The 25,242-nt window shown below is 64.6% G+C and carries 21 protein-coding genes; 12 read left to right on the top strand and 9 right to left on the bottom strand.

Translation table 11 applies throughout. The features are described from left to right. Nucleotides 1-16 precede the first annotated feature (16 nt). A complete protein-coding gene (locus ACMNAY_RS11260; protein ID WP_418719455.1) occupies nucleotides 17-2,239 on the bottom strand; it encodes a DUF6273 domain-containing protein in 2,223 nt (740 codons plus the stop codon). 537 nt (nucleotides 2,240-2,776) lie between these two features. Then, a complete protein-coding gene (locus ACMNAY_RS11255) occupies nucleotides 2,777-3,592 on the bottom strand; it encodes a putative ABC transporter permease (RefSeq protein ID WP_394977056.1) in 816 nt (271 codons plus the stop codon). An 86-nt stretch (nucleotides 3,593-3,678) separates the two neighbouring features. Between ACMNAY_RS11255 and dinB the strand changes: the two genes are divergently transcribed. Continuing rightward, nucleotides 3,679-4,944 (top strand): DNA polymerase IV, encoded by a 1,266-nt coding sequence (gene dinB / locus ACMNAY_RS11250; protein WP_418719454.1) that lies wholly within the window; start codon nucleotides 3,679-3,681, stop codon nucleotides 4,942-4,944. 21 nt (nucleotides 4,945-4,965) lie between these two features. Then, nucleotides 4,966-5,616 (top strand): HAD family hydrolase, encoded by a 651-nt coding sequence (locus ACMNAY_RS11245; protein ID WP_418719453.1) that lies wholly within the window; start codon nucleotides 4,966-4,968, stop codon nucleotides 5,614-5,616. A 51-nt stretch (nucleotides 5,617-5,667) separates the two neighbouring features. On the opposite strand, the gene ACMNAY_RS11240 is transcribed toward ACMNAY_RS11245, so the two are convergent. Continuing rightward, entirely contained in the window at nucleotides 5,668-6,522 is an 855-nt protein-coding gene (locus ACMNAY_RS11240) for a LysR family transcriptional regulator (RefSeq protein ID WP_418719452.1), read from the bottom strand. A 213-nt stretch (nucleotides 6,523-6,735) separates the two neighbouring features. Between ACMNAY_RS11240 and ACMNAY_RS11235 the strand changes: the two genes are divergently transcribed. From ACMNAY_RS11235 to ACMNAY_RS11220, 4 genes are all read left to right on the top strand, one after another. After that, complete coding sequence (locus tag ACMNAY_RS11235; protein ID WP_394977063.1) at nucleotides 6,736-8,019, top strand: SLC13 family permease; 1,284 nt, start codon at nucleotides 6,736-6,738, stop codon at nucleotides 8,017-8,019. 49 nt (nucleotides 8,020-8,068) lie between these two features. Further along, complete coding sequence (locus tag ACMNAY_RS11230; protein WP_330055761.1) at nucleotides 8,069-8,845, top strand: SDR family NAD(P)-dependent oxidoreductase; 777 nt, start codon at nucleotides 8,069-8,071, stop codon at nucleotides 8,843-8,845. 85 nt (nucleotides 8,846-8,930) lie between these two features. Further along, a complete protein-coding gene (locus tag ACMNAY_RS11225) occupies nucleotides 8,931-10,415 on the top strand; it encodes an amidohydrolase family protein (RefSeq protein WP_418719451.1) in 1,485 nt (494 codons plus the stop codon). A gap of 31 nt (nucleotides 10,416-10,446) precedes the next feature. Then, entirely contained in the window at nucleotides 10,447-12,009 is a 1,563-nt protein-coding gene (locus ACMNAY_RS11220) for a BCCT family transporter (protein ID WP_418719450.1), read from the top strand. An 85-nt stretch (nucleotides 12,010-12,094) separates the two neighbouring features. Here the strand turns inward: ACMNAY_RS11220 and ACMNAY_RS11215 are convergent, their stop codons facing one another. The 3 genes from ACMNAY_RS11215 to ACMNAY_RS11205 all read right to left on the bottom strand — a co-directional run bounded on the left by ACMNAY_RS11215 (nucleotide 12,095) and on the right by ACMNAY_RS11205 (nucleotide 15,138). After that, nucleotides 12,095-13,504 carry an alanine/glycine:cation symporter family protein gene (locus ACMNAY_RS11215; protein WP_418719449.1) on the bottom strand — a complete coding sequence of 470 codons (1,410 nt, stop codon included), beginning with the start codon at nucleotides 13,502-13,504 and terminating at the stop codon, nucleotides 12,095-12,097. 66 nt (nucleotides 13,505-13,570) lie between these two features. After that, nucleotides 13,571-14,335, bottom strand: coding sequence for a tRNA (guanosine(46)-N7)-methyltransferase TrmB (trmB, locus tag ACMNAY_RS11210; protein ID WP_394968949.1), 765 nt, complete (start codon nucleotides 14,333-14,335; stop codon nucleotides 13,571-13,573). A gap of 38 nt (nucleotides 14,336-14,373) precedes the next feature. Beyond that, nucleotides 14,374-15,138: an IclR family transcriptional regulator gene (locus tag ACMNAY_RS11205; RefSeq protein ID WP_394968947.1), complete on the bottom strand. Its 765-nt coding sequence runs from the start codon at nucleotides 15,136-15,138 to the stop codon at nucleotides 14,374-14,376. Between the two features lie 165 nt (nucleotides 15,139-15,303). Here ACMNAY_RS11205 and buk point away from each other — a divergent pair, with 165 nt between their 5' ends. The 3 genes from buk to ACMNAY_RS11190 are packed head-to-tail and all read left to right on the top strand — an operon-like array spanning nucleotide 15,304 to nucleotide 18,522. Beyond that, nucleotides 15,304-16,365, top strand: coding sequence for a butyrate kinase (gene buk / locus ACMNAY_RS11200; protein ID WP_394968945.1), 1,062 nt, complete (start codon nucleotides 15,304-15,306; stop codon nucleotides 16,363-16,365). After that, nucleotides 16,362-17,276, top strand: a complete 915-nt coding sequence (locus ACMNAY_RS11195; RefSeq protein ID WP_418719448.1) for a phosphate acyltransferase — start codon at nucleotides 16,362-16,364, stop codon at nucleotides 17,274-17,276. The genes buk and ACMNAY_RS11195 overlap by 4 nt, the downstream gene beginning before the upstream one ends. After that, on the top strand, nucleotides 17,236-18,522 hold the full coding sequence (locus ACMNAY_RS11190; RefSeq protein ID WP_418719484.1) for an acyltransferase family protein: 1,287 nt from the start codon (nucleotides 17,236-17,238) through the stop codon (nucleotides 18,520-18,522). Before ACMNAY_RS11195 ends, ACMNAY_RS11190 begins: the two co-directional genes overlap by 41 nt. An 84-nt stretch (nucleotides 18,523-18,606) precedes the next feature. Here the strand turns inward: ACMNAY_RS11190 and ACMNAY_RS11185 are convergent, their stop codons facing one another. Beyond that, complete coding sequence (locus ACMNAY_RS11185) at nucleotides 18,607-19,770, bottom strand: alanyl-tRNA editing protein (RefSeq protein WP_418719447.1); 1,164 nt, start codon at nucleotides 19,768-19,770, stop codon at nucleotides 18,607-18,609. 114 nt (nucleotides 19,771-19,884) lie between these two features. Here ACMNAY_RS11185 and ACMNAY_RS11180 point away from each other — a divergent pair, with 114 nt between their 5' ends. Genes ACMNAY_RS11180 through ACMNAY_RS11170 form a run of 3 tightly spaced genes read left to right on the top strand, consistent with a single transcriptional unit; the run spans nucleotide 19,885 to nucleotide 23,158 of the window. Beyond that, entirely contained in the window at nucleotides 19,885-21,138 is a 1,254-nt protein-coding gene (locus ACMNAY_RS11180; protein WP_418719446.1) for a hypothetical protein, read from the top strand. Between the two features lie 18 nt (nucleotides 21,139-21,156). Further along, entirely contained in the window at nucleotides 21,157-22,644 is a 1,488-nt protein-coding gene (gene malQ / locus ACMNAY_RS11175; RefSeq protein ID WP_394977083.1) for a 4-alpha-glucanotransferase, read from the top strand. A 55-nt stretch (nucleotides 22,645-22,699) separates the two neighbouring features. Continuing rightward, nucleotides 22,700-23,158 (top strand): hypothetical protein, encoded by a 459-nt coding sequence (locus ACMNAY_RS11170; protein WP_418719445.1) that lies wholly within the window; start codon nucleotides 22,700-22,702, stop codon nucleotides 23,156-23,158. A 91-nt stretch (nucleotides 23,159-23,249) separates the two neighbouring features. On the opposite strand, the gene ACMNAY_RS11165 is transcribed toward ACMNAY_RS11170, so the two are convergent. Both ACMNAY_RS11165 and ychF read right to left on the bottom strand, forming a co-directional pair. Then, on the bottom strand, nucleotides 23,250-23,939 hold the full coding sequence (locus ACMNAY_RS11165) for a 5'-methylthioadenosine/adenosylhomocysteine nucleosidase (RefSeq protein WP_418719444.1): 690 nt from the start codon (nucleotides 23,937-23,939) through the stop codon (nucleotides 23,250-23,252). Between the two features lie 13 nt (nucleotides 23,940-23,952). Further along, nucleotides 23,953-25,065 (bottom strand): redox-regulated ATPase YchF, encoded by a 1,113-nt coding sequence (gene ychF / locus ACMNAY_RS11160; protein ID WP_418719443.1) that lies wholly within the window; start codon nucleotides 25,063-25,065, stop codon nucleotides 23,953-23,955. Nucleotides 25,066-25,242: the final 177 nt, after the last annotated feature.

The raw sequence follows: 25,242 nt of genomic DNA, 5'->3' as shown, positions 1-25,242 counted from the left end.
TGGGGGCGTATTTTGCTTATGCCTGGGTCTGCAGGCTTCTGCGCTTGCTCAGCAGGAACGCCAGCAGGCCGATCACGCCGGCCAGGGAGACCACCGCGGTGCCCAGCGAGACATAGACGATGGTCTTGAGCCCGGAGTCCTCCGCCGGGGCCATGGGAGCCGCGCCGGCATTGAGCTCGGTGCCGTCGGTGAGGGTGACCACCAGTTCGCCGTTTTCATTGATCGCAAGGTCGGCAATGCCAACGCCGTCCTCGCCGGACGTGCCGGTGCGGCCCGCAGCCTTGATGCCGGTATCGGTGCTGCCGATCCACCAGTTTCCGTTGCTGCCGATGTTCGGGGTCACGCCGTTGGCGCCGTCGGCGCCGTTTTTGCCGTCCGCGCCCGCGTCTCCGGTGGCCTGTACGCCGGTGTCCACTCCGCTGATCCACCAATTTCCGTTTTCGCCGATGACGGGGGTATCGCCGGGGTCGCCCTTGTCGCCCTTTTCACCCTCATCTCCTTTATCGCCCTTGTCACCTTTGTCGCCCTTGTCTCCCTTGTCGCCTTTGTCGCCCTTTATGCCTTGCAGGGCGGACAGTTCAATGAGGTTCTGCCAGGCGCTGTCGCCGTCGTGCTTCCACTGGATGTATCCGTTCGCCACCTGCAGCTGCACTTCCTTGCCGTCGGCGCCGGTGATGTCGGAAAGAGCGACCAGGGTCTGCCACGCGTCGTCGCCCTCGCCCTCATACCGCCACAGGATGTTGCTGCCGTCGTTTTTCAGCTCCACCTGGCGGCCGTCTTCGCCGCTCTCACCTTTCAGAGCGGAGAGGGGAAGCAGGTTTTTCCAGCCGGTATCGGAGCCGGTGGTGTAGCGCCACTGGATGTAGCCGCCGGCGTTGTCCACCTGCAGCTCTACTTCGCGGCCGTCGGCGCCGTCCGCGCCGGTGATGACGTCCAGCGCCACCAGATCACGCCATGCGCTGTCGTCCTCGCCAACATAGCGCCATTGGATCTGACGGGTTTGCTCATTGGTGCGCAGTTCCATCTGCCGACCGTCCTGGGCGCCGTCGGCGGGTATCACCAGCTCCACCAGATCGCCGGCATAGTCGGTTTTGTCATCGCCGTTATACTGCTCATTGAAGATGTACACCTTGCTTCCTTCCGCAAGCTCCGGCAGGGTAAAGGTCGCCATACCGGCAGAAGCGCCAACCTGGGCCAGCCTTCCATAGTGGGTGTAGGCCCCGGTGTCGTCCATGATCAGGGCGGAAACATATTCGTTGGCGCCTGCCTTGGCGCCGTTGTAATAGACGGTGACGGCATCCTCGATACGCTGCACATTCACTATCGTAAAGCTATTTCGACTGCTGTCCTTAAGGGTGAGCTTCCACTCATTGCCGGTCTGATCGGAAATGGGCTGGAGGCCGCCGTCGGGCTTGCCGTTTTTCGCGGCAGAGGTAAAGAGGACAGAGTTCAGATCCAGATTAAAAGCGGGACGAGCACCATTTTTGTTCTCCACGAAAGCTAAACCTGCGTGCACACCATAGCCGTCGACATAGCCCCCATGGATCATCCCATTGACCGTACTGGGCGAGCGGAGCCACCACGTGGCAACGCCGTCGTAGAATGGCACCCATTGCCCCGGAGCGCCGTTATAATCGCCAACATACTCCGCAAGTTCCCGGACGGAAAGGAAAAACATCTTGTCGTCCGTTGTCAACCTGCTTTCGGCCCAGTTGACATCATATAAGCTGCTCTCCGCAACGTCCGTCTTTGCAATGCCCAGCATGAGGCTTTGCTCCAATGCGGAAAAGTTGGACGAATTGGAAGCAAAGTCACGGCACCACTTCTGCGCATCGCTGTGCTGCCATTCATTCGGGTATGTCTGTCCATCGCCGTCGTCGCTCTGCCCTTCTTCTTCAAATATAACTTTTGCGACCAGATTCTCCGAAAGCAAAAACATGGCGGGTGTACTTTTATCATTTGCTTTATCCGCGTCCAGCACCTGCCACCGGATAGGAGTGCCGCCATTGGTGCCGAAAAAGATATAGTCGCTGGGCGAATAGTAGGTTCCCTGGTCGTTCGTTGTGGGTGTGGGGTCGCTGAGGCCCGCCACCCCGGGCATGATCGCCTTGTCGCCGCCGTCGGCAAAGGCCGTGATCTGTGCGCCCGGCATCAACCCGATGAGCAGGCACAGGCTCAGCAGCGCGGCCAAAAGCCTGCCCGCCGGGAAGTTCCGCTTGCCGCCTTGTTGTTTTTTCATCCTGTTTCCTCCTTTTCAGCGTGGGGGCTTCTAAATGCAAAAAGGACGCACCGTGTCCTCGAACAGACCGTGGATGCGCCGCGTCCTTATGTGACTATGGATCTCAAGGGCGACGCAGAGGAACGATTCGCTCCCATTCGCCAGGCCATCGGGCCCCGCCCGTTGGCAGAAACTTTTCCGGCAACGTTCCTTGCAGTCTCTGTGCCCTTTTGCTGGTAAGCATCGCCGCCTTCGTTTTGTGTCTGGTATTGAATACAACCTCATTATATCCGCAGGCGGCGGGCCTTGAACATCGCCCGTTTGGCCCCCTGAATCGGGTGACCCCCCGGGGGCCGTCCCACCAAAAAACGCCCTGCTGAAACGCAGGGCGTTGTGGGCGTTTTCGTTTTTTGCGGCCGTGCTCCGGGCGCGGGGACGGCCTCAATTTGCCGGATTTTCGGGCTTTCACAGCTCTTTGATCGGGCCGGCGCCGCGGAAGGCGGCAGTCATCACGCCCCGCTGCAAACTCTACGCCGTCCGGAAGAGAAACAGCGTTTTTCAGCGGCGCAGCTTTTCTTCCAGCTCCGCCTTGAGGGCTTCCAGTACCTCCCGGTGGCGCAGGTTGTGCATGCCGGGGAAGGCCCGCAGCAAGCGCCGCGCGCCGAAGAGCCGCCGGTCGGTGATGGCCGCCCGCAAAAGGTCCCGCCGCGCTTCCAAATCGGCGATGCGGCCGGGCAGCGCCTGCCGGCCCTCGGCCAGCTTCTCGTCGGCGGCCAGGGCCGCGTCGCCCAGCTCTTTGCTCACCGCGTCGCTGCCCCGGCGCAGGGCCGCGCCCAGCTTTTCCAGCTCCCGCAGGTCCCGTTCCAGGCCCGCCAGCGTGACCAGCGTGGCCGCCAGGTCCGCCGCCAGCACCGCCCCGAAGAGGCCCAGCAGCACCCAGCCCGCCGTTTGGGGCAGCCGGTCCACCAGCCGGGCGATGGGCGGGTGGAGCAGCCGCACCGCCGCCATGCCCCCGAGGCCCCAGGCCAGGCTGAATTTCAAACAGATGTAGCCCCCGATGTTGAAGGGCTGGTCGGAGTAGTCCCACCAGCTGGTGCGAAAGGCCTTTTTCAGCACAAAGCCGGTGGCCAGCTCCAGGGCGCTGGTGAGCACCATCGAGCCGAGGAAGAGCAGCAGGGTGTTGTTCACCAGCGGTTCCAGCGCCAGCAGCACGATGCACATGCCCACCCCGTAGATGGGGCAGACCGGCCCGTTCAGAAAGCCCCGGTTGACCCATTGGCCGGAGTTGACGGTGCAGAACACCACCTCAAGACACCAGCCCAAAAAAGCGTAGATGAAAAAATACCACAAAAGCTGATAGGGTGTAAACGGCATGGGACGCACGCTCCTTTCCATGGATGCCATTATAGCACATGGAAAGCGGTTGTGGTATACTGGATAAGGCAAAGGAGGCGAAGAGGATGGAGCGGTGGATCCTGCATTGCGACTGCAACAGCTTTTACGCCAGTGTGGAGCTGCTCTCCCGGCCTGAGCTGCGCCAGAAGCCGGTGGCGGTGTGCGGCGACCCGGAGAGCCGCCACGGCATCATCCTTGCGAAAAACGAGCCGGCCAAGGCCATGGGGGTCAAGACCGCCGAGGCCATCTGGCAGGCAAAGCGCAAGTGCCCGGACCTGGTGCTGCTGCCTCCGCACCGGGAGCGGTACGTGCATTATTACAGGATCATCAACGAGCTCTACTGCCGCTTCACCGACCGGGTGGAACCCTTCAGCATCGACGAGAGCTGGCTGGACGTGAGCGGCTCCTGGCAGCTGTTCGCCCAAAGCCCCGGGGAGCTGGCGGACCGGCTGCGGGCCGAGGTGCGCCAGGCCACCGGCCTGACCGTTTCGGTGGGGGTCAGCTTCAACAAGGTGTTCGCCAAGCTGGGCAGCGACTACAAAAAGCCGGACGCCACCACCCTTATCACCCGGGAAAACTTCAAAGACATCCTCTGGCCGCTGCCGGCCCGGGACATGCTTTTTGTGGGCCGCTCTGCCGCCGAAAAGCTGGCGGGCATGGGCGTCTCCACCATCGGAGATCTGGCGGCGGCGGAGGAAAAGGCGCTGGCGGCGGCGCTGGGCAAGCTGGGGCACACCCTGAGCCGCTACGCCCGGGGGCTGGACGACGCGCCGGTGCGCCGCTGGGGTGAGAAAGAGCCGGTGAAGAGCGTGGGCAGCGGGCGTACCTTCCCCCACGACCTTGTCACCGCCGCCGAGGTTCACTCGGCGCTGTGGGCCCTCTCGGACGAGGTGGCCGCTCGGCTGCGCCGCCACGGCGTGTGGGCGGGGGCGGTGCAGCTGACGGTGCGGGACGCCTCCCTCAAGACCATCACCCGGCAGGCACGGCTGCCCCTGAGCACCCATCTGGCCCGGGATCTGGCCGAGGCCGCCTGGCGGCTGATGCAGGCCAACTGGCACGAAGGCCAGCCGATACGGATGCTCACGGTGACGGCGCAAGGCATCACCGGGGAGCCGGCGGCGGTGCAGCAGAGCTTTTTTGAGGACGCGCCCCGGCCCGACCCGAGGCGGGAAAAGCTGGAACGGAGCCTGGACGCCATCCGGGGCAAATACGGCAAAGGAGCCATCGGCGCGGGCAGCATCCTGCGCCGGGACCTGGGTCTGGGCCGCCTTTCCATGGAGGAACAGGGCGGGCCGGAGGAGGACGACGAGCGGGCAAAGGGGCCCCTGTGAGGGGCGGGAAAGGAAGAGACTATGATCGAAGCGGTATTGTTTGACATGGACGGCCTGATGTTCGACACCGAGCGGATGTGGGCCGAGGCGTGGACCGAAGTGGCCCGAAAGCGGGGCCTTGAGAACATCGGAGCGGTGGTGGACAGCATGCGGGGCCGCAACCGGGCGGGCTGCACGGAGGTTTGCCGCGCCGCCTACGGCGAGGAGTTCGATTTTGACGAATTTCAGGCTCAGGCCCGGGCGGTGATGAACGGGCTGGTGGCAGACCGGGGCCTGCCCAAAAAGCCGGGCCTTACGGAGCTGCTGGAAGAGCTGCGCCGCCGGGGGACCCCGGCGGTGGTGTGCACCAGCACCCGCCGGGCCACCACCGAGGGCTACCTCCGGCAGGCGGGCATCGCCGGCTGTTTCAAAGGGCTCGTCTGCGGCGATGACGTGCAAAACGGCAAGCCCGACCCGGAGGTGTTTTTGAAGGGCGCGGCGCTGGCGGGCAGGGACCCGGCCCGCTGCCTCGTGCTGGAGGACAGCCCCAACGGGGTGCGGGCCGGCGCCGCGGCGAGCTGCCGCACCGTGATGGTGCCCGACATGACCCGGCCGGACGACAGGCTGCGGGCGCTGGCGTCGGCGGTGGCGCCGGATCTGTTCGCCGTCATCCCCCTGCTGGACGAACTGTGAGCTGCATTTTCAAAGGGCCCGGGGCAGTCTGCCCCGGGCCCTGTTTGCTTTTCAGTTGCCCTCTTTCCAGAAACGGATGAACCGGCGGGTGGCCAGAGTGGCCTGAGGCAGGCATGCCAGGCCGATCTCCACCATCTGCGGCGGCGAGAGGGGAATGGCCCGGATGCCCTGCTGCTCCGGCAGGATCTGGGTCTCGTTGACCAGCGTCACCCCCAGCCCCGCCCGCACCAGCTCATGGGCGGCGTAGCGGTCGGAGGTGGTGAACTTGGTGTTGGGCTCCACGCCGTAGCGGGCCAGCACCTGGTCCGCGTCGGTCTCCTGATTGGAGCAGATGTCGATGTAGGGCTCGGCGGCCAGCGCCTCGACGGGGAACATCTTTTCCCCGGCACGGGGGTGGCCCTCGCCCACCAGCACCATCATCCGATCCTTGCGGAAGGGGATCCAGTCCAGCTCTTCGCCGCCCCGGCTCACCAGGCACAGGTCGATGCGCCGCTCCGCCACGGCCTGCCGCAGTTCCCGGTTGTAGCCCCACAAAACGCTCACCTTGATGTTGGGATACCGCTCCACGAATTTCACCACCTGACGGGTCAGCATGGGATAGCTGGAGCTGTAAGCGGTGCCGATGGTGAGGGAGCCTATCTCCAGACCGTTCAGCTGAGCCACCTGCTGCCTGAGTTTTTCTTCGGCGTGGAGGAAAGCCCGCACATCCGGCAAAAGCAGCCGGCACTCGTTGGTGGGGGTCACGCCCCGGTGATGGCGCACCAGCAGCGGAAAGCCGATCTCTTCTTCCAGCGTGGTGATGATGCGGCTCACGCCGGAGGTGGTATAGTTGGTCTGGGCCGCAACCGCGGCCATACTGCCGCTGTCTACCGCGTTCAGCAGGATGCGCCATTTTTCTACGTTCATGTCCGCCTCCATCGTTGACATTTTCGCAACGACACCTATATAAACCTTCACTTTACAAAAAGGATACCCCGTGGTTAAATGATTGTCAAGAGGAGAGCGTGAAGAATTTAACATCTCCCGTGGATTCAAGGCGTGTCTGCCCGGCCGGGGCACGGCGTTCGCCCTCCTTGTTCGCCTGTTATCGCTGATTTGTTAAGGAGTGAGTCAACCGATATGAACAGCATGATTATCTGCCTGATCATCTTTGCGGCTATGATCGTTCTGTTTTTCAACCGCAAGCTGCCCATGGCCTTCACCAGCATGGGCGTTGTGGTGGCCCTGTTCGTCACCGGCTGCGTGGACGCCCAGACGGTGTTCGCCGGGTTCGGCAACAACAACGTGCTGACCATGGCCGGCATGTTCATCGTGGCCGCCGGCCTGTCCCGCACACAGATGGTGAACAACATCACCAAGCTGCTCTACAAGATCACCAAGGGTTCCTTCACCAAGGTGCTGGCGTCCTACATTCTGGTGATCTTCCTGCTGGGCCAGTTCGTGCCCAGCCTGCCCGCCCTGTTCGCCATGGTCTACCCGCTGGTGATGAACATGTGCAGCCAGCTGAAGGTGAGCCCCTCGAAGATGATGTACCCCATCGCCGTGACGGTGGTGTCCACCTCCTTCGTCATCGAGCCCATCGGCCCCTACGCCGCCTGGTACGTGACCCAGAACGGCTATCTTGAATCCTACGGCTGGACCGGCGAGATGCTGAGCATGTGGAACGAGACGATGGTCTTTTTGCCCACCGCCATCGTGACCCTGCTGCTGACCATCTTCGTGCTGCCCCGCATGATGCCCGACGAGCCCGACATCCCTCTGGCCGCCATCTCCGGCCCCAGCATCAGCGAGCAGGAGCCCCTGTCCCCGGTGCGTGAGGTCATTGGCTACGGCGTGTTCATCCTGGTGGTCATCGGCCTGATGCTGGGCCTGCCCTCCTGGGCTGTGACCATGGCCGGCGCCGCTGTTGTGACCCTGTCGGGCGTGCTCACCGAGCAGCAGGCTCTGGTGCGTATGAACATGAGCATGGTGCTGCTTTACGCGGGCGTCACCGTGATGGGCGAGGCGCTGGGCAACACCGGCGCTGCCCAGCTGCTGGGCGACGGCGCCGCGGCTCTGCTCAGCGGTGTGACCAACGGCTACATCATCGGCGCGGTGTTCTACATCGTGTCCTTCCTGATGACTTCCTTCCTCTACAACCGCGCCACCACCACCGTGCTCATCCCCATCCTCATCATCACCTGCAGCTCCATCGGCTGCGACCCCCGCGGCCCGGTCATCCTGTGCTCGCTGGCGTCCATGTCGTCCCTCATCACCCCCATGCCCAACCCGGTGGTGCCCATGGCCATGCAGGCCGGCGGCTACACCCAGAAGACCATCCTCAAGGTGGGCCTTGTGCCCGCGGTGGTCCGCGGCGTGGTGGGCGTGCTGATCGCCATGACCCTGTTCCCGGCGTTCGGCTGAGCTGCCCGCTCATCCCCTTTTGCAATCACATCAAGGAGGCAATGCTATCATGAAGCGTTTTGAAAATAAAGTTGTGGCCATCACCGGCGGCGGTTCCGGCATGGGCCGTGTTTCCAGCGAGCTGTTCGCTCAGGAGGGCGCCACCGTCTGCGTGGTGGACATCAACGGCGCCGCCGCCCAGCAGACCGTGGACAACATCCTGGCCGCCGGCGGCAAGGCCAAAGCCTACACTCTGGACATCACCGACGCCCCCGCCATGGAGGCCTTCTTCAAGGACGTGGTGGACACCTTCGGCCGCATCGACGTCTACTTCACCATCGCCGGCATCAGCCCCATGGGCACCGCCGTGACCACCAGCGTGGAGGACTTCCGCAAGGTGGTCGCGCTGGACATGGAGAGCGTGTTCCTGGGCTGCAAGTACTCCATCCCCTACATGGAAAAGCAGGGCGGCGGCGTGATCCTGAATCTGGCCGGCACCTACGGCATCCGCCCCACCCCCAACAAGCTGGGCTACTCCGCCGCCAAGGCGGGCGCGCTGAGCATCACCCGCTCGGTGGCCATCGACTTTGCCCGCAGCAACATCCGCTGCAACGCCATCTGCCCGGGCTTTGTGAACACCCCGCTGAACAACGGCTTTGAGGGCGAGGCCCGCCAGCGTTTCCTGGACACCTACCAGCCCGCTCCCTTTGAGATCCAGGCCCGGGACATCGCCGAGACGGCGCTGTTTTTGGCCAGCGACGAGGCCCGCGCCATCACCGGCCAGGCCATCGTGGTGGACGGCGGCACCGAGGCTTCGCTGTATCTGAACTACAAGCGGGCCAAATAAACCGCGCGAACAAGCTTTGCCCGGCGCGCGGCGCACGCCGCCGCGCGCCTTTGCTGTTTCCGTTTCGGGAAAGGAGCGTAATGTCATGAAAGAGTATATCGTTGTGCCCGGCTGCCTGTGGGACGGCGCCGCCGACGGGGCGGTGAGCGGTCAGGCCGTTCTGATCCGGGACGGCGTTGTGCGCCGCATCGGGCCCAAAGCCGAGCTGGTAAAGGAGGCCCCCGGCGCGCAGCTGCTGGAGGACGCGGACTGGCTGATGCTGCCCGCCTTTGTGAACGCCCACGACCACGGCCGCGGCATGTCGCCGATCTCCTTCGGCACCCCCGACCAGGCGCTGGAGGTATGGCTGCAGGATCTGAACAAGCTGCCCGCCATCCCCCACTACGACGCCTGCTTCTACGACGGCGTGCGCCTTGCCTCGGCGGGCGTGGGCACCGTGCTGCACAGCCACAACCCCAACAATTTCGGCGACATCTGCCAGGAGATGATCCAGGCGGCCCGGGGCTACCGGGACGCGGGGGTCCGCAGCATCCTGTGCCCGCTGTATCTGGACCAGAACAAGCGCATCTACTACGACCGCGACAAGTTCATCGAGTCTCTGCCCGAGCCGCTGCGGACCAATTTCGCCGCCGGCATCCGCGACCGCATCATGACCATCGACGAGTATCTGGAGCTGGTGGAGCGCATCCGGGAAGGCCTGTGCAGGGAGATCGACGAGGGCTGGGTGGAGGTGCAGCTGCATCCCAACGGCGGCCAGTGGTGCAGCGACGAGGCGCTGCTTCGCATGAAGGACTACGCCTTGGCCCACGGCATGTACATCCACCTGCACCTGCTGGAGACCCAGTATCAGGCGGAGTACGCCCGGCGCACCTGGGGCAAGAGCTTCATCCGGCACTATCAGGACATCGGTTTCCTGGGGCCCTGGGTCTCCTTTGCCCACGCCGTCTGGCTGGACGAGGAGGACCTGCAGCTGATCGCCGCCTCCGGCGCCCATCTTGTGACCAATCCCTCCTCCAATCTGCGGCTACGCAGCGGCGCGTTCAACATGCGCCGGGCCTGCGAGCTGGGCCTTGCCTGCGGCATCGGTCTGGACGGCTGCGCCTTTGACGACGATCAGGACTACCTGCGGGAGATCCGCGTGGCCTGGCTGAACAACCGCCACAACGGTGTGGACGGCGGCGTGCCCTATCTGGACGTGCTGAAAATGGCCACCTCCCGGGGCGCCACCGAGGCCGCGCGGCCCCTGTCTCAGGGCGTTCTGAAGGAGGGCTGCAACGCCGACTTCGTCTGCGTGAGCCTGAACAGCCTCACCCGCCCCTACGCCGATCCGGGCCTTGACCCCCTGGCTCTGCTGGTGCAGCGGGGCACCCGCGCCGGCGTGCGGATGACCTTTGTGAACGGCGAACAGAGCTGGGGCGCCGACGAGGCCTTCCGTCAGAAGGAAAAGACCGCCGAAGAACGCATCTGCGCCTCCATCCGCACGCTGCGGGCCGCCGACCCCGGCAAGCGGAACAACGAGCCCCTGCTGAGCCGGGTGCACGACTTCTACGCCGCCAGCCTGCACAAGTGAGCGCCTTTGGCCAAAGAGAGGGAACCGTGATATGAACAGCAAGACCTCCCTGCGTAAGGGCGTATTTTTCCCGGCCTTTCTGCTGGTGCTGGGCGCCGGTGTGGTGGGCCTGGTGAACAACAAATTTCTCATCGACCGCTTTCAGGCGGTGTTCAACTGGTCCTATGTGAACCTGAGCTGGATGTATCAGTTCATCATGGCGGCGCTGTTCGTGCTGTGCTGCCTGCTTCTGTTCTCCCGCAAGGGGGACATCCGCATCGGCGGCAAGGACGCAAAACCCAAATACAGCTTCTGGACCTGGTTCGCCATGTCCCTCACCGGCGGCATCGGCGCCAGCATCGTGTCCTCGGGCGTGTCTCAGCCCATCACCTTTCTGGAGAGCGTGTGGGGCGAGCTGGAAGGCTACGGCATCGAGCCCGGCTCCTCCGAGGCGGTGCTCTTCGCTCTGGGCCGCACCTTCCACGAGTGGGCCTTCTTTCCCTACGCTTTCTACGGCGTGTGCGGCGTGCTCATCGCCTATGTGTGCTACAACCAGCGCAAGCCGCTGACCATCTCCAGCACCCTGTCGCCCCTGTTCGGCGAAAAGGCCAACCGCCCCGGCATTGCCGCCGTGGTGGACATGGCCGCGGTGCTGGCGCTGGCGCTGGCCATCGTGGGCACACTGGGCACCTTCATCGGGCTGGTGTCCTCCTGCCTGAAGCAGGTGTACGGCATCACGGTGAGCGTGCCGATGATGTTCGCCATCATGGCTGTGACCACAGTGGTGTATCTGCTGTCCACCCTGAGCGGCGTGGACAGGGGCATCAAATTCTTTGCCCGGCTGAATTTCCGGTTCTACATGGTCCTGCTGCTGGTGGTGGCCCTGCTGGGCGGTTCGCTGGCCTGGATCCTGAACACGGTCACCTCTTCTCTGGGCTACTGGCTGCAAAACCTGCCCCTGTGGACCTTCGACACCGGCACCGCCGGCGGCGAGAACCTCATCAAGTGGTGGACCATCTACAACTGGACTTTCTGGATGGCCTTTGCCCCGGTGACTGGCGTGTTCCTGGCTCAGCTGAGCTATGGCCACACCATCCGGGAAGTGCTGATCGTCAACTGGATCATGCCCAGCATCTTCGCGGTGGTATGGTTCTCCATCTTCGGCGGCTGCGCCATCGACTGGCAGCTCTCCGGCGTGGTGGACCTGGCCGCCGTGATGCAGGAGAACGGCACCTACGCCGCCATCTGGAGTTTCATCCGTCAGCTGCCCCTGAGCGCCGTTCTGGTGCCGGTGACGCTGTTCGTGATGCTCATCTCCTTTTCCACCAGCGCGGACAACAGCGTCACGGTGATCTCGGCGCTGTGCATGCGCGGGCGCAAGATCGGCGACGAGGCCCCCGCCCCGGTAAAGATCGCCTGGGGCGTGGCCATCGGGCTGCTGTCCTTCCTGCTAATGGCTTACGCCTCCGGCGGCAAGGGCAACGACGGCGTGCGCTACATGGTGGTGTCCATCGGCAGCGTGTTCTCCATCCTCATCATTCTGCAGATCGCCGCCGCGGCGAAGGTGTTCTTCTTCCCTTCCCGCGGCGAAGACAAAACGGACGTTTCCCAATGACCTGCCCTGCGGGCAGTGCTCCTTTTCACATCCATGCGGAAAGCCCCGCGGAGAATTTCTCCGCGGGGCTTTCTGCATTCTTTTTTCAGTTGCGGACGTCCGCTTTGCCCTCGCCGGCAAAGAACTCCCGCACAAGGCGCGCCACCGTGCCGCTGAGCAGCAGCAGCGCGATGAGGTTCGGGATGGCCATCAGGCCGTTGAAGGTGTCGGCGATGCTCCACAAAAGGCCCAGGTCCACGGTGGCGCCCAGAATGGCCACGAAGGAGTAGACCACCAGGAAGGGCCGGATGACCTTTTCGGTGCGGCAGAGGTAGGAGATGCAGGTGGAGCCGTAGAGCCCCCAGCCGATGATGGTGGAGAAGGCGAAGCAGCACAGCGCCACCATGGTGAACAGCGACACCCAGCTGCCGTAGGTGGCGGTGAAGCCGGAGATGGTCAGCTCGGCGCCGGCCTCGGTGCCGTAGGGCACCGGCGTGCCGCTGCACAGGATGACCAGCGCGGTGAGGGTGCAGATGACGATGGTGTCGGCAAAGACCTCAAAGATGCCGAACATGCCCTGCTTCACCGGCTTTTTGGTGTCGGCGCAGGCGTGGGCGATGCTGCCGGTGCCAAGGCCCGCCTCGTTGGAGAAGATGCCCCGGGAGACGCCCTTTTTCAGGCTCAGGAACACGCTGCCCACCACGCCGCCGGTGAAGGCCCGGGGCTGGAAGGCGCCGCCCACGATGGAGGCCAGAACGCCAGGCAGCTGGCGGAAGTTCAGCGCCACCACGCCCAGCGCCAGCACCACATACAGCAGCGCCATGAAGGGCACCAGCTTTTCGGCCACGCTGCCGATGCGCTTGATGCCGCCCAGCAGCACCATGGCCACCAGCATGGCCACAAAGATGCCCACCACCAGGTTCAGCATGGGCAGGATGGCCTCGCCCGCCAGCCCGTGCTGCAGCAGGGCGGTGTCGATGGAGGTGACGATGGTGTTCACCTGGGTGGCGTTGCCGGTGCCGAACACCGTGAGCACGCCGAACAGGGAATAGAGCACCGCCAGCCACTGCCAGCGCTTGCCCAGGCCGTTTTTAATGTAATACATGGGGCCGCCGGTCCAGTTGCCCCCGGCGCTGCGCTCCCGGAAGTGGAGGGCCAGGGTGACCTCGGAGAACTTGGTGCACATGCCCAGCAGCGCCGAGCACCACATCCAGAACACCGCACCCGGCCCGCCGATGGCGATGGCGCCCGCCACGCCGGCGATGTTGCCGGTGCCCACGGTGGCGGCCAGCGCCGTGCAGACGGCCTGGAAGGGGGTCATGGCCCCGTCGGCCGCGTCCCGCTTGCGGAACATCCGCCCCAGGGTGGTGCGGATGGCGTAGGGGAACTTGCGGATCTGCAAAAAGCCGGTGCGGACGCTGAGCAGCAGCCCCACGCCCAGGATGCAGACCATTGCCGGCACGCCCCAGATAAAGTTGTTGACCGCCCCGTTGACGGCCCGGATCAGTTCTACCATAATTCCTTGCTACCCCTTATCCTGTATCGTTCAAATCAGGCCCGCCGCATCGGGCCTTCGCCGCTTTTAGCCCTCGCCGTGTTCGGCGCGCCAGGCGGCGCTTTCCGCCTTTTCGATGGCGGTGCGCTTCGCGATGGCCTCGGCCAGCGCCTGCTGCTCGTTTTCCAGGGGCAGCTTGCGGGCGATGAGGGCCTTGGTTTTGATGCCCTGTTCGGTGAACATGGCCTCGTGCTCGGTGCGGATGTTCCAGGCTGGCTCGTCGGCGTGGAGGTCCCGGGTCTGCCAGGTGATCTCAAAGCCCGCCTCGGGGAAGTAGGCCAGGCTGTCGTTGAACAGGCCCTCGTCATCGGTCTTGAAGTACACCTCGCCCCCGTCCGCCAGCATCGCCCGGTAGAGCGCCAGCTGCCGCGTGTGGGTCAGGCGGTGCTTTTTGTGGGCCAGCTTGCGGTTCCAGGGGTTGCAGAAGTTGATGTAGATGCGCTGCACCTGGTCCCGCTCATCCATCACGCCGGCGATGCGCTCGATGTCAAAGCTTGCGATGAGCACGTTGTCCACCGGCAGGCCCTTTTCGGCGTACTCCTTCTCGATCTTGCGCTTGGCCAGAATGAGCACCTTGTCGGTGATGTCCACGCCCAGGTAGTTCACCTCCGGGTGGGCCGAGGCCAGCTTGGAGAGATAGCCGCCCTTGCCGCAGCCCAGCTCCAGATGGAAGGGCTGCTGGGGCCGGGCGAACAGGCTGCGCCAGCGGCCCTTGTTCTCCAGCGGCTCGTGGGCGTGCCAGGGGGTGGCCAGTAGCTCCGGCCGCGCGTAGGGTTTGAATCGCATTCTCATGGATGGTTCTCCTTCATGATTTGTAAAAGCGGCGGGGTTCAGGTCAGCTTTTCCGCCAGCCGCCGGCAGACCGACCGCAATTCGGCCACGATGGTTTCCTGTTTGTCACGGATGCGCTGGGACGGGCCGGATACGCTCACCGCATACAGCGCGCCGCCCTGCCGGGCCGGCACCGGCACCGCGATGGAGCACACGCCGGTCTCGAAGAACTGGTCGTTCACCGCGTAGCCGTCCCGGCGCACCTGTTCCACCGTTTCCAGCAGCCGGTCCGCGGAGGCGATGGAAGTTTCGGTCTTTTTCTCAAGCTCCGCCCCTTGGGCATATTCCCGCACCGCGGCGTCGTCGCCCGCCGCCAGCACCGCCAGGCCGGTGCTGCACAGGTGCATCGGGCGGGACTCGTACTTCGGCGTCAGCACCACCAGCGTCTGCCGGGGCAAAATCTCATCCAGCAGGATCACCCGCCGGCTGTCCAGCCGTTTGCTGAAATGGACCGTCTCGTTCACGCTGGCCGAAAGCTCCCGCAGCAGCGGCCCCGCCGTGCGGCGGGCCGCGTCGTCCGGCACGACCCCCGCGCCCAGCGCCGCCAGCCGCACCCCCGGCGCATAACGGCCGTCCTCCTCCAGAAAGAGGAAGCCCCGCTGCTCCAGGGTGTACAGGATGCGGAACACCACCGTGCGGTTCATCCCGCTGCGCTGCACCACCTGGCCCAGGCTCAGCGCCTGGCCGCCCTCGAACAGCTGCAGCACGGTCAGCGCGCTGTCCAGCGATTTGAGCAGATACTGGTCCTTGTTGCTCTCTTTCATCCGCGTCACCCGCCCCTTTTTTCTCAAAGACTCCCTCATCATAGCACGCAGCGGGAAAAATCGCAAATTTGCCCTTGCTTTTTGGTTTTTTCTGATGTATACTCAAATCGCAAGTTCGCTTTGAGAATATTATGTTCGCTATCAGAACATTTCGGGAGGGATCTCATGAAGAAGCTCGTTGTCATCAATCTCGGCTCCACCTCCACCAAGATCGCCTACTTCGAGGACGATCGGTGCGTTCATTCCGCGTCGCTGCCCCATCCGGCGGCGGAGATCCAGGCTTTCGCCAGCAACTGGGACCAGTACGACTACCGCAAGGCGGCCATTCTGGACTTTCTGGCGCAGCACGACATCCGCCTGGAGGAGCTGGACGCCTTTGTCAGCCGGGGCGGCCACACCCAGCCCATCCACAGCGGGGTCTACCGCATCACCGAAAAGATGCTGGAGCAGTCCCGCAGCATGAAGTACGGCAACCACGTCTCCGACCTGGGGGTACGGCTGGCCTACGATCTGGCGCCCAACAAGCAGACCGCCTTCATCGTGGACAGCCCCTGCACCGACGAATACCAGCCCCTGGCCCGCTACTCCGGCCTGGCGGAGCTGCCCCGTGTGAGCCGGTTCCATGTGCTGAACCAGAAGGCCTGCGCCCGCCGCTACTGCGCCGACCACGGCGTGGAATACGCCGACGTGAACCTGGTGGTGGTGCACATGGGCGGCGGCACCTCGGTGGCGGCCCACCGCAAGGGCCTTCTGGTGGATGGCAACAACGGCCTGGACGGCGACGGCCCCTTCTCCACCGACCGCACCGGCGAGCTGCCGGTGGGTGCGCTCATCGATCTGTGCTATTCCGGCAAGTACACCCACGCCGAGATGCGCCGCAAGATCAAGGGCCAGGGCGGCATGATGTCCTATGTGCAGGACACCGACGTCAAGACCATTGAGGAAAAGGCCCTGGCGGGGGACGAGAAGTACAAGAACGCCCTGGACGCCATGATCTACCAGACCGCCCAGGAGATCGGCAAGAAGGCCGTTGTGCTGAAAGGCGATGTGAACGCCATCCTGCTGACCGGCGGCATCGCCCACAGCGAGTACATCACCGGCCAGATCAAAGACTATGTCTCCTTCATCGCGCCGGTGTACGTCTATCCGGGCGAGCGGGAGATGGAGGCGCTGGGCACCCAGTCCTACTACGCGCTCATCGGAAAAGCGGAGGTGTTTGAAGTATGATGCTGAAAAACTTTGACGAGATGGAACAGTTCGTGCTGGCCCAGCCCGCGCCCCGGAAAGTGGCGCTGGCGGCGGCCCACGACGCGGACGCCCTGGGCTCGCTGATGATGGCGGTGGACAAGGGCGTGGCCGAGGCGGTGCTCATCGGCAAAAAGGACGAGATCTGCGCCCTGCTGACCGACATGGGCCGCGACCCGGAGGCCTTCACCATCATCGACGAGAGCGACGACCGGGCCATGGCCAACAAGGCGGTGGAGCTGGTGCACGAGGGCAAGGCGGACATGCCCATGAAAGGCCTGATGCACACCTCCACCTTCATGAAGGCCATTCTGGACAAGGAGACCGGCCTGCGTGAGCCGGACGCCCTGCTCAGCCAGGCCTCCATCTTTGAAATTCCCGAAAAGGGCCGCCTGCTCATCATTTCCGACTGCGCGGTGAACATCCAGCCGGACCTGGAGCAGAAGATCAAGATCACCGAGAACACCGTCACCCTGGCCCATACCTTGGGCATCGAGCAGCCCAAGATCGCGGTGCTGTCGGCGGTGGAGGTGGTGAACCCCAAGATCCAGAACACCGTGGACGCCCGCGCCATTCGTGAGCGGCTGGAGGGCAAGTATCTCATCGACGGCCCCCTGGCGCTGGACAACGCCATCGACAAGGCAGCCGCCATTCACAAGGGCATCGGCGGGCCGGTGGCGGGTGACGCGGACATCCTCATCGTGCCCGACCTGTGGAGCGGCAACATCTTCACCAAGGGGCTGGTATTCTTCGCCCACCTGCGCAGCGCCGGCACCCTGAACGGCCTGAAAACGCCGGTGGTGATGAGCAGCCGCACCGACACGGTGGAGAACAAGTACCTTTCGATCCTGGCTGCGGCGCTGCAGTCCATCCAGAGCAAGCGCGCGCAGTGAGTATATAAAAAGGAAAGAGGAGAAGATCATTGAAACAAAGCCCGTAAAAAAACAGCGGAACGTAGCCATTGAGCTGTGGCGGCTCATCGTGGCGCTGGCGGCCATCGGATTCCACGCCGGGTTCATCATCGCCCGGTCCTGCAACGAGGCCACCGGCTACTTCATGGAGACCAGCAACTGGTTCTTCGGTTCCAGCGAGGTGCTGCTGGTGTTCACCGTCACCGCCGGCTACTTCATGGCCGCCCACTTCGTCAAGCGCAAGAGCGACGCTGCCTACATGGCCCGCAGCGCCTCTGAGCGCGCCTGGGAGTACACCTGGGCCCGCATCAAGACCCTGGTGCCGGTGCTCATCATCGGCTATGTGCTGGCCATCCTGGTGTGCACCAGCTTCTACTACCCCGACTACACCATGCACGACATCATCGTGATGACCGTGAACAGCATCTGGGAGTTTCTGGGCTTCCATGCCGCCGGCCTGCGGAGCATGGGCAATGAGTTCTTCAACCTGAACGGGCCCATGTGGTTCATCTCCGGCATCATCATCGCCGGCTACTTCATGTACTGGGCCATCTGCAAGAGCGAGGACGGCTTCAGCGGCTTCTTTGCTCCCTTCGTGGCCATCTTCCTCACCGGCTGGTGGTGCTTCAGCGGCACCCGCGCCAGCCAGACTGCCTGGTCCACTTTCGGCGCGCAGACCACCTCCACCAACGGCATGGGCGGCGACGCCACCGACACCACCGCCGTCATCGGCTTCAACAACGGCGTTGTGTTCGTTGTGCTGGGCATGCTCATCGGCGTGCTGCTGTTCTATCTCATCCGCCGCCTGTCCGCCCATGAGTTCACCGCCGGCCAGAAGGCCGCCCTCACCGTTCTGAACGTGGTGTGCAGCGTGCTGCTGGTGTGGTACATCCTCTACCAGCCCACCTGGTTCGAGCTGGAGCGCTGGACCGTGGCTTTCCTGTGCCTGGTGGTCATCGGCCTGTCCCTGCTGAACAAGGACGGCCTCACCGCCCTTTTGAACAACCGCTACACCAGCGGCCTGCTGGCCTATCTGGGCAACATCTCCCTGTACATCTACATGCTGCACTACCCCGCGGTCATCGGCACCCTGCGGGTGCTGGGCCACAACACCCCGGACACCATCTACTCCTTCTGGGAAGTGTATGTGCCTGCCACCGTGGCCACCGTGGTGCTCAGCGCCGTGGTCAACGAGATCATGAAGCGCACCATCATGAAGAAGAAATAATCGCGTCTGACGGCGGTTTTCCGCCCGTTCTCTTCCTCTCAAAGGGAAAAGCCCCGGCTGTACAGCCGGGGCTTTTCTTATTGTTTAAAATGTATGTGCTGCCCAGAAAGAGCGCAGCGCCGTGATGTCCGCCGCACAGCTGCCCTGCACAAAGCCGGGCTTGCCGCCGCCCCGGCCGTCCAGGGCCTGGTTCAGCTCTTTGCACAGGGGCCGCAGGTCCGCCCCTTCGCCGGTGCAGGCGATGGCGTAGGCCAGGCCCCCGCCCTCTTGTTCGCTCACCGCGCAGCAAACGCCGGTGCGGCTCTCAGAGAGGGCCGCCGCCAGCCGCCGCAGCCCGTCCGGGCCAAGGCCCGGCTTGCAGACCAGAGGATTTGCGTCCGTTTCACCGGCGGCCCAGAGGGCGAACAGCTGGTTTTCAAGACCCGTGAGCCGGAATTTTGCCGCTTCCAGCTCCGCCTTCTGGCGCTGCACCGCGGCGGCGAGGCCCTCCACCGGGGCGGAGAGGGCCGCTCCCGCCCGGCGGCACTGGCCGTCCACAAGGCGGTGGCGCGCAAGCGCCCGAGCGCCGCACACCACCTGCAGCCGGGTGCCGGATTTATAGTTGATGTGGTCGATGATCTTGATCTGGCCCACCTGCCCCGTGCGCTGCACATGGGTGCCGCAGCAGGCGCAGCAGTCCGCCCCGGGCATGGTGACCAGGCGCACCGGGCCCTCCAGCTCCTTCTTGCTGCGGTAGGTGAGCCGGGCCAGCTGCTCTTTCTCGTACCAGACGGCCTCGGTGGGCACGTCCTGCCAGACGATGCGGTTGGCCGCCTCTTCCGCTTTGGCAAGGCCCTCGGCGTCCACCGCCACACTCAGGTCCATGAGCAGGTAGTCCTCGCCGATGTGAAAGCCCACGTTCTCCGCCCCGAACATGCTGTGCAACAGGCCCGAGAGGATATGCTCCCCCGAGTGCTGCTGGGTCAGGTCCAGCCGACGGGCCGCGTCCACCTTGCCCTCCACCTCGGTGCCCGGTTCCAGGGGCCGGTCGGTGAGGTGGCGGATGACGCCCCCGGCGTCATGCACGTCCAGCACCCGCACGCCGCCCAAGAGTCCGTGGTCGGCGGGCTGGCCGCCCCCCTCGGGGTAGAAGGCGGTGCGGTCCAGCACCACCTGCCAGCCCTTTTTATCCTCTTCGCAGGCCAGCACCCGGGCGGTGAATTCCAGCACCGGCGGCTGGGCGTAGTAAAGTTTTTCGGTGTGTTCCATGAAACGGCCCCCTTCCGGCGGTATCAGGCCTATTATAACACAAAGCTGCCGCTGGAAAAAGCCCGGCGGATAGTGTATAATAAAGCGATATGTTTTGAATGGGAGGTGCGGCGCGTGAAACGCCTGCTGAGTATCCTTCTTTCAGCGGCGCTGCTGGCGGGCTGCGCCGACCTGCGGCTGCTGCCCGATGGGCCCTCTCCCGCCCCCTCCGCCGCCCCCGAGGCCACCGAGGCCCCGGCGCGGGTGCTGGCGGTGTGGGACGAGGGTGGGGCGCTGAGCCAGGCACTGGCCCTTTATGCCGGGGAACAGGGCGTGCAGGTGGAACAGGCCGCCGACGCCGCTTCGGCGGCTCTGGCGGTGAGCGCCGCCCAGCCCGCGGCGGACAGCGCCCTGGACCTTTCCCAGCAGGGCGAGCTGGTGCAGGGCATGGCCGGCGCGCTCACCGGCGGGCAGGAGGGCTGTTTCGGCCTGCCGCTGGCGGGCAGCGCCTACGGGTATCTGGCCGACCGCGCCCGGCTGACGGCGCTGCTGGGGGCGGAGTTTGACCCCGCCGACCTGCAGAAAGCCTCTGCTTCCGAGTGGCAGGACTTCACCGGCGCGCTGGACGGCTGGCTGGCAAAACCCGCCGAGACTGCCGTGACCCTGAACGGCAAGGAGTACACCCTGCCCGCCGAGAAGCCCGCCGAACTGGCGGCGACGGAGGCGGTGTTCACGGTGGCGGCAGATGACCGGTTCACCGGGCCGGTGCTGGCGCCGGTGCTGGGCACCTGCTACAAGACCGCCGAGGAGGCCGCCGCGGGCGGACGCACCGACGCGGAGCTGACCGGGGCGCTGAACAGCCTGTGGACGCTGCTCACCGACGAGGCCGCCAGCCTCGCGGGGGCGGGCGAAAACGGCACGGCCCCCGACCGGGCCGGGGCCCGGGAAGCCTTTGCCGGCGGGAAAGCCCTTTTCTACCGGGCGAGCGCATCGGAAGCGGCGCTGGCGGGCCTTGCCGCCGAGGACACGGTGGTGGTCCCGCTGAAATTCACCTTTGACGACACCGACCTCCACGGCGGATTTTCGCTGGAGGAGCTGTCCCAGCCGGTGGTGAGCAGCGGCGGCTGGGTGTGCATCCCCGCCGGGGCGGACGAGAGCCAGCGCACCGAGGCCTGCGCCTTTTTGCTGTGGCTCTACGCCAGCGAGACGGGGCGGCAGCTGATGGGCGGCAGCGAGACGCCCGAGGGCCTGCCGGACCTGTCGGCGGCTTTGAGCGCTGAGACGCTGGAGGCCATCGACGCGGCGGGCGACGAGCTTGCCGCTCTGACGCAGTTCACCACCGCCGGACGCCGGGCTTTCACCGGCGCGGTGCTGGCGGCTTTACCTTAAAGAGAGGAAGAATCACAGATGCGGGAATGCGGCGTTTTGATGCCGGTGTTCAGCCTGCCGGGACCCTACGGCATCGGCTGCTTCGGCAAAGAGGCTTACAAGTTCGTGGATTTTCTGGCCGAGGCGGGCCAGCAGGTGTGGCAGATTTTGCCCCTGGCCCCCACCGGCTACGGCGACAGCCCTTATCAGAGCTGTTCCGCCTTTGCCTCCAACCCCTATTTCATCGACCTGGACGAGCTGGCCGATCGGGGCCTGCTGGAAAAAGGGGAGTATGAACACCTGCCCTGGGGCGGCGGGACGCACATCGACTACGGCGCGCTGTATCAGCTGCGCTTTGGGGTGCTGCGCAAAGCCGCCGCGCGGTTCTTCGCCTTCCCTGAGGACGACTACTACGCCTTCTGTTTTCGCAATGAGGACTGGCTGGAGGACTATGCCCTCTACATGGCCGCCAAAGGCGAATATGAAATGAAGGGCTGGCAGGAATGGCCCGAGGCCCTGCGCCGCCGGGAGGCGGAGGCGCTGGAGGCCCTGCGCAAGGAACAGGCGGAGGAAATTGCCTTCTGGAAATTTTTGCAGTACCAGTGCCACCGCCAGTGGACGGCCCTGAAGGCCTACGCCAATGAAAAAGGCGTGCGCATTCTGGGCGACATGCCCATCTATGTCTCGGCGGACTCCGCCGACGCCTGGGCGGGGGGCGAGATGTTCGAGACCGACGCCGAGGGCAACTTCACCCGGGTGGCGGGCTGCCCGCCGGACTACTTCTCCGCCGACGGCCAGCTGTGGGGCAACCCGCTCTACGACTGGGCCTGGCACAAGCGCACCGGCTACGCCTGGTGGGTGCGGCGGCTGCGCCACGCGCTGGAGCTGTTCGACGAGGTGCGCATCGACCACTTCCGCGCTTTCGACACCTATTACGCCATCCCCGCAAGCCACACCACCGCCCGAAACGGCGTGTGGGAGCAGGGCCCCGGCACTGAACTGTTCGACGCGCTGAACGCCGCTTTGGGCCGGGTGCCCATCGTGGCGGAGGATCTGGGGCTTCTGTTCGACAGCGTGCGCAAGCTGCTGGCGGACACCGGCCTGCCGGGCATGAAAGTGCTGCAGTTCGCCTTTGACCCGGGGTGCGACAGCGAGTATCTGCCCCACAACCATGTGGAAAACTGCGTGGTCTACCCCGGCACCCACGACAACGCCACCCTGGCGGAGTGGCTCACCTCGGCCTCCAAAAAGGAGCTGGCCAAGGCCAAGGCCTATCTGGGCCTGAACCGCACCGAGGGCTTCGCCGCCGGCATGCTGCGGGGGGTGCTGGCCAGCTGCGGACGGCTGGCGGTCATTCCCGCGGCGGACTGGCTGGGCCTTGGGGCCGAAGGGCGCATCAACACCCCCGGCGTGGGCCAGGGCAACTGGCATTGGCGGGCGAAGGCGGGCGTTTTCACCCCGGAGCTGGCGGCACGGATGCGCCGCACCTGCGCGCTCTACGGGCGGTGCAGCGCCGAAGAACAATAAAAATACATACTCCCCCTTTTTCCGGGCATACTACCGGCAAAAGGGGGAGTTTTTCATGCAGCGACGCAACGACCAGAACCACGGCGACAGCGACAACGAGGCCGTGCTGAACGAAGTGGTGCGCAACACCGAGATGGGCAAAAACACCACCGAGCAGCTCATCCACATCACCGACGACCGGCAGCTGAAGGCCAGCCTTTTGAGCCAGCAGCGGCAGTTCCGCCAGCTGAACCAGAAGGCCCACGCCGCGCTGGCGGCCCTGGGCACCCACGGCCACGGCCAGAGCAAAATGGCCAAGATGGCCACCACCATGGGCATCAAGTCCAAGACCATGACCGACAAATCCAGCCGCAACCTGGCGGACATGCTCATCCAGGGGGCCACCCAGGGCTACACCGACTGCGAGATGGCCCGCCGGGATCACCCGAACGCCTCCACCGGCGCGATGGAGCTGCTGGACCAGCTGCAGACACTGGAGCAGGACATCGCCCGGGAAATGAAGAACTATCTGTGACGCCGAGGGGGCAGCCGCCCCTTCAGACAAAGTGCCCGGATACAAAAAAGGCCGCCGTACCCGGTTTTCGGGTGCGGCGGCAGTTTTATTTTCAGTCCAGCCGGGCCAGCATGCCCGCCACGATTTTGGTGGCGGTGGCCACGTACTCGGAGATGCTGAATTTTTTGACCACCAGCACCTCGTGGCCCGCCTCGTCGGCGTTGTCGCTCATGGCCCGCAGGATGACGCAGGGCACGCCGTTCTTCTCGGCGATCTGGCTCACCGCCGCGCCCTCCATCTCCACGCAGTCGGGGTGCACCTTTTCGGCAATGGCCGCCTTGGTGGCACAATCGCCCACGAACTGGTCGCCGGTGGCGATGACGCCGGCGATGGCCTTGACCCCCAGCTCCTCGCAGGAGGCCAGCGCGGCCTTCACCAGTTCGGCGTCGCCCTCGTAGCGGGCGGTGAAGGGGGCGCTCTGGGCGATCATGTCGTCCTCGGCGTCGTGGTAGAGCACCGTTTTGCCCACCACCACGTCGCCGATGCCCACCTTGTCGGTCATGTTGCCGGCGATGCCGGAAAAGATGATGCGCTCGGCGTCAAAGCGGGTGATGAGCACCTGGGTGGTGGCGGCGGCGTTGGCCTTGCCCATGCCGGCGCAGCAGACCACCACCTGCTTTTCGCCCAGCAGGCCCCGGTGATACACAACGCCCGCGTAGGGCTCGACGGTCACGCCGTCCAGCAAAGCGCAAAGCTGCTCCACTTCGTCGGGCATGGCGCCCATAATGGCGGTAATGCTCATGTCTGTCTCCTTTTTATACATTGAACAGGAACTCGATGATGTCGCCGTCCTGCACCACATACTCCTTGCCCTCGGTGCGCTGCAGGCCCTTGGCCTTCACGTTGGCCATGTTGTAGTCGCAGGCGGCAAAGTCGTCGTAGCTCACCACACTGGCGCGGATGAAGCCCCGCTCGAAGTCGGAGTGGATCTTGCCCGCGGCCTGGGGCGCCTTGGTGCCCTTGCGGATGGTCCAGGCGCGGCACTCTTTCTTGCCGTCGGTGAGGTAGCTGATGAGGCCCAGCAGCTTGTAGCTGGCCTTGATGAGGTTGTCAAGGCCGGTGGCCTCGATGCCCATCTCCGCCAGAAACTCCTTCTTCTCCTCCGGGGTGTAGTCGGCGATGTCCTCCTCGGTCTTGGCGCAGATGGGGATGCACTCCGCGCCCTCGGCGGCGGCCAGCTCCTTCACGGCCTGGTAGTGGCGGTTTTGCTCCATGCCCTCCATCAGGTCGTCCTCGCTCATGTTGGCGGCGTAGATGACGGGCTTCGCGGTGAGCAGGCCCATCTCCTTCATCTGGAGCATCTGGTCCTCGTCGGACTCGTCAACGGCGAAGGTGCGGGCGTTCTTGCCCGCGCCCAGGTGGGCTTCCAGCTGCTCCAGCCAGGCGGCGGAAGCGCCGGCCTTCTTGTCGCCGGTCTTGGCGGCCTTGGCGAACTTGGCGGCGCGGTTGCTCACCACCTCCAGGTCGCTGAGAATAAGCTCGGTGTCGATGGTCTCGATGTCCCGGATGGGGTCCACCGCGCCCTCCACGTGCACGATGTCGGTGCCGTCAAAGCAGCGCACCACATGCACGATGGCGTCGCACTCCCGGATGTTGCCCAGGAACTTGTTGCCCAGGCCCTCGCCCTTGGACGCGCCCTTCACCAGGCCCGCGATGTCCACGAATTCCACGATGGCGGGGGTCTTTTTGTTGGTCTCCCAGATCTCGGCCAGCTTGTCCAGCCGGGCGTCCGGCACGGCCACGATGCCGGTGTTGGGGTCGATGGTGCAGAAGGGATAGTTTGCCGCCGCAGCGTTCTTGGTGCTGGTGATGGCGTTGAACAGGGTGCTCTTGCCCACGTTGGGCAGGCCCACGATACCTAATTTCATTGGACAGATTCCTCTTTCCGTGAAAAATGCCGGCCGAAAGCCGGGAATGCATGGTTATACGAATATCATTATATCTCAAAGGGGCCGGCGGCGCAAGGGAAAGCGGCGAACCGGGCAAAAAAGGCGGGCCGCCCGCAAAGGGGCGGCCCGCAGGGTCCCGGTTTTTTCAGAAAGGAA

The organism is Candidatus Allofournierella merdipullorum (genome assembly GCF_048426865.1).
Taxonomy (GTDB): domain Bacteria; phylum Bacillota; class Clostridia; order Oscillospirales; family Ruminococcaceae; genus Allofournierella_A; species Allofournierella_A merdipullorum.
This window is presented reverse-complemented; position numbering and strand designations above follow the sequence as displayed.

What these genes read in the sequence shown, in the direction of transcription:
- ACMNAY_RS11260 (WP_418719455.1), bottom strand. Translation starts at nt 2,239, where the DNA reads ATGAAAAAACAACAAGGCGGCAAGCGGAACTTCCCGGCGGGCAGGCTT.
- ACMNAY_RS11255 (WP_394977056.1), bottom strand. Translation starts at nt 3,592, where the DNA reads ATGCCGTTTACACCCTATCAGCTTTTGTGGTATTTTTTCATCTACGCT.
- dinB (WP_418719454.1), top strand. Translation starts at nt 3,679, where the DNA reads ATGGAGCGGTGGATCCTGCATTGCGACTGCAACAGCTTTTACGCCAGT.
- ACMNAY_RS11245 (WP_418719453.1), top strand. Translation starts at nt 4,966, where the DNA reads ATGATCGAAGCGGTATTGTTTGACATGGACGGCCTGATGTTCGACACC.
- ACMNAY_RS11240 (WP_418719452.1), bottom strand. Translation starts at nt 6,522, where the DNA reads ATGAACGTAGAAAAATGGCGCATCCTGCTGAACGCGGTAGACAGCGGC.
- ACMNAY_RS11235 (WP_394977063.1), top strand. Translation starts at nt 6,736, where the DNA reads ATGAACAGCATGATTATCTGCCTGATCATCTTTGCGGCTATGATCGTT.
- ACMNAY_RS11230 (WP_330055761.1), top strand. Translation starts at nt 8,069, where the DNA reads ATGAAGCGTTTTGAAAATAAAGTTGTGGCCATCACCGGCGGCGGTTCC.
- ACMNAY_RS11225 (WP_418719451.1), top strand. Translation starts at nt 8,931, where the DNA reads ATGAAAGAGTATATCGTTGTGCCCGGCTGCCTGTGGGACGGCGCCGCC.
- ACMNAY_RS11220 (WP_418719450.1), top strand. Translation starts at nt 10,447, where the DNA reads ATGAACAGCAAGACCTCCCTGCGTAAGGGCGTATTTTTCCCGGCCTTT.
- ACMNAY_RS11215 (WP_418719449.1), bottom strand. Translation starts at nt 13,504, where the DNA reads ATGGTAGAACTGATCCGGGCCGTCAACGGGGCGGTCAACAACTTTATC.
- trmB (WP_394968949.1), bottom strand. Translation starts at nt 14,335, where the DNA reads ATGAGAATGCGATTCAAACCCTACGCGCGGCCGGAGCTACTGGCCACC.
- ACMNAY_RS11205 (WP_394968947.1), bottom strand. Translation starts at nt 15,138, where the DNA reads ATGAAAGAGAGCAACAAGGACCAGTATCTGCTCAAATCGCTGGACAGC.
- buk (WP_394968945.1), top strand. Translation starts at nt 15,304, where the DNA reads ATGAAGAAGCTCGTTGTCATCAATCTCGGCTCCACCTCCACCAAGATC.
- ACMNAY_RS11195 (WP_418719448.1), top strand. Translation starts at nt 16,362, where the DNA reads ATGATGCTGAAAAACTTTGACGAGATGGAACAGTTCGTGCTGGCCCAG.
- ACMNAY_RS11185 (WP_418719447.1), bottom strand. Translation starts at nt 19,770, where the DNA reads ATGGAACACACCGAAAAACTTTACTACGCCCAGCCGCCGGTGCTGGAA.
- malQ (WP_394977083.1), top strand. Translation starts at nt 21,157, where the DNA reads ATGCGGGAATGCGGCGTTTTGATGCCGGTGTTCAGCCTGCCGGGACCC.
- ACMNAY_RS11170 (WP_418719445.1), top strand. Translation starts at nt 22,700, where the DNA reads ATGCAGCGACGCAACGACCAGAACCACGGCGACAGCGACAACGAGGCC.
- ACMNAY_RS11165 (WP_418719444.1), bottom strand. Translation starts at nt 23,939, where the DNA reads ATGAGCATTACCGCCATTATGGGCGCCATGCCCGACGAAGTGGAGCAG.
- ychF (WP_418719443.1), bottom strand. Translation starts at nt 25,065, where the DNA reads ATGAAATTAGGTATCGTGGGCCTGCCCAACGTGGGCAAGAGCACCCTG.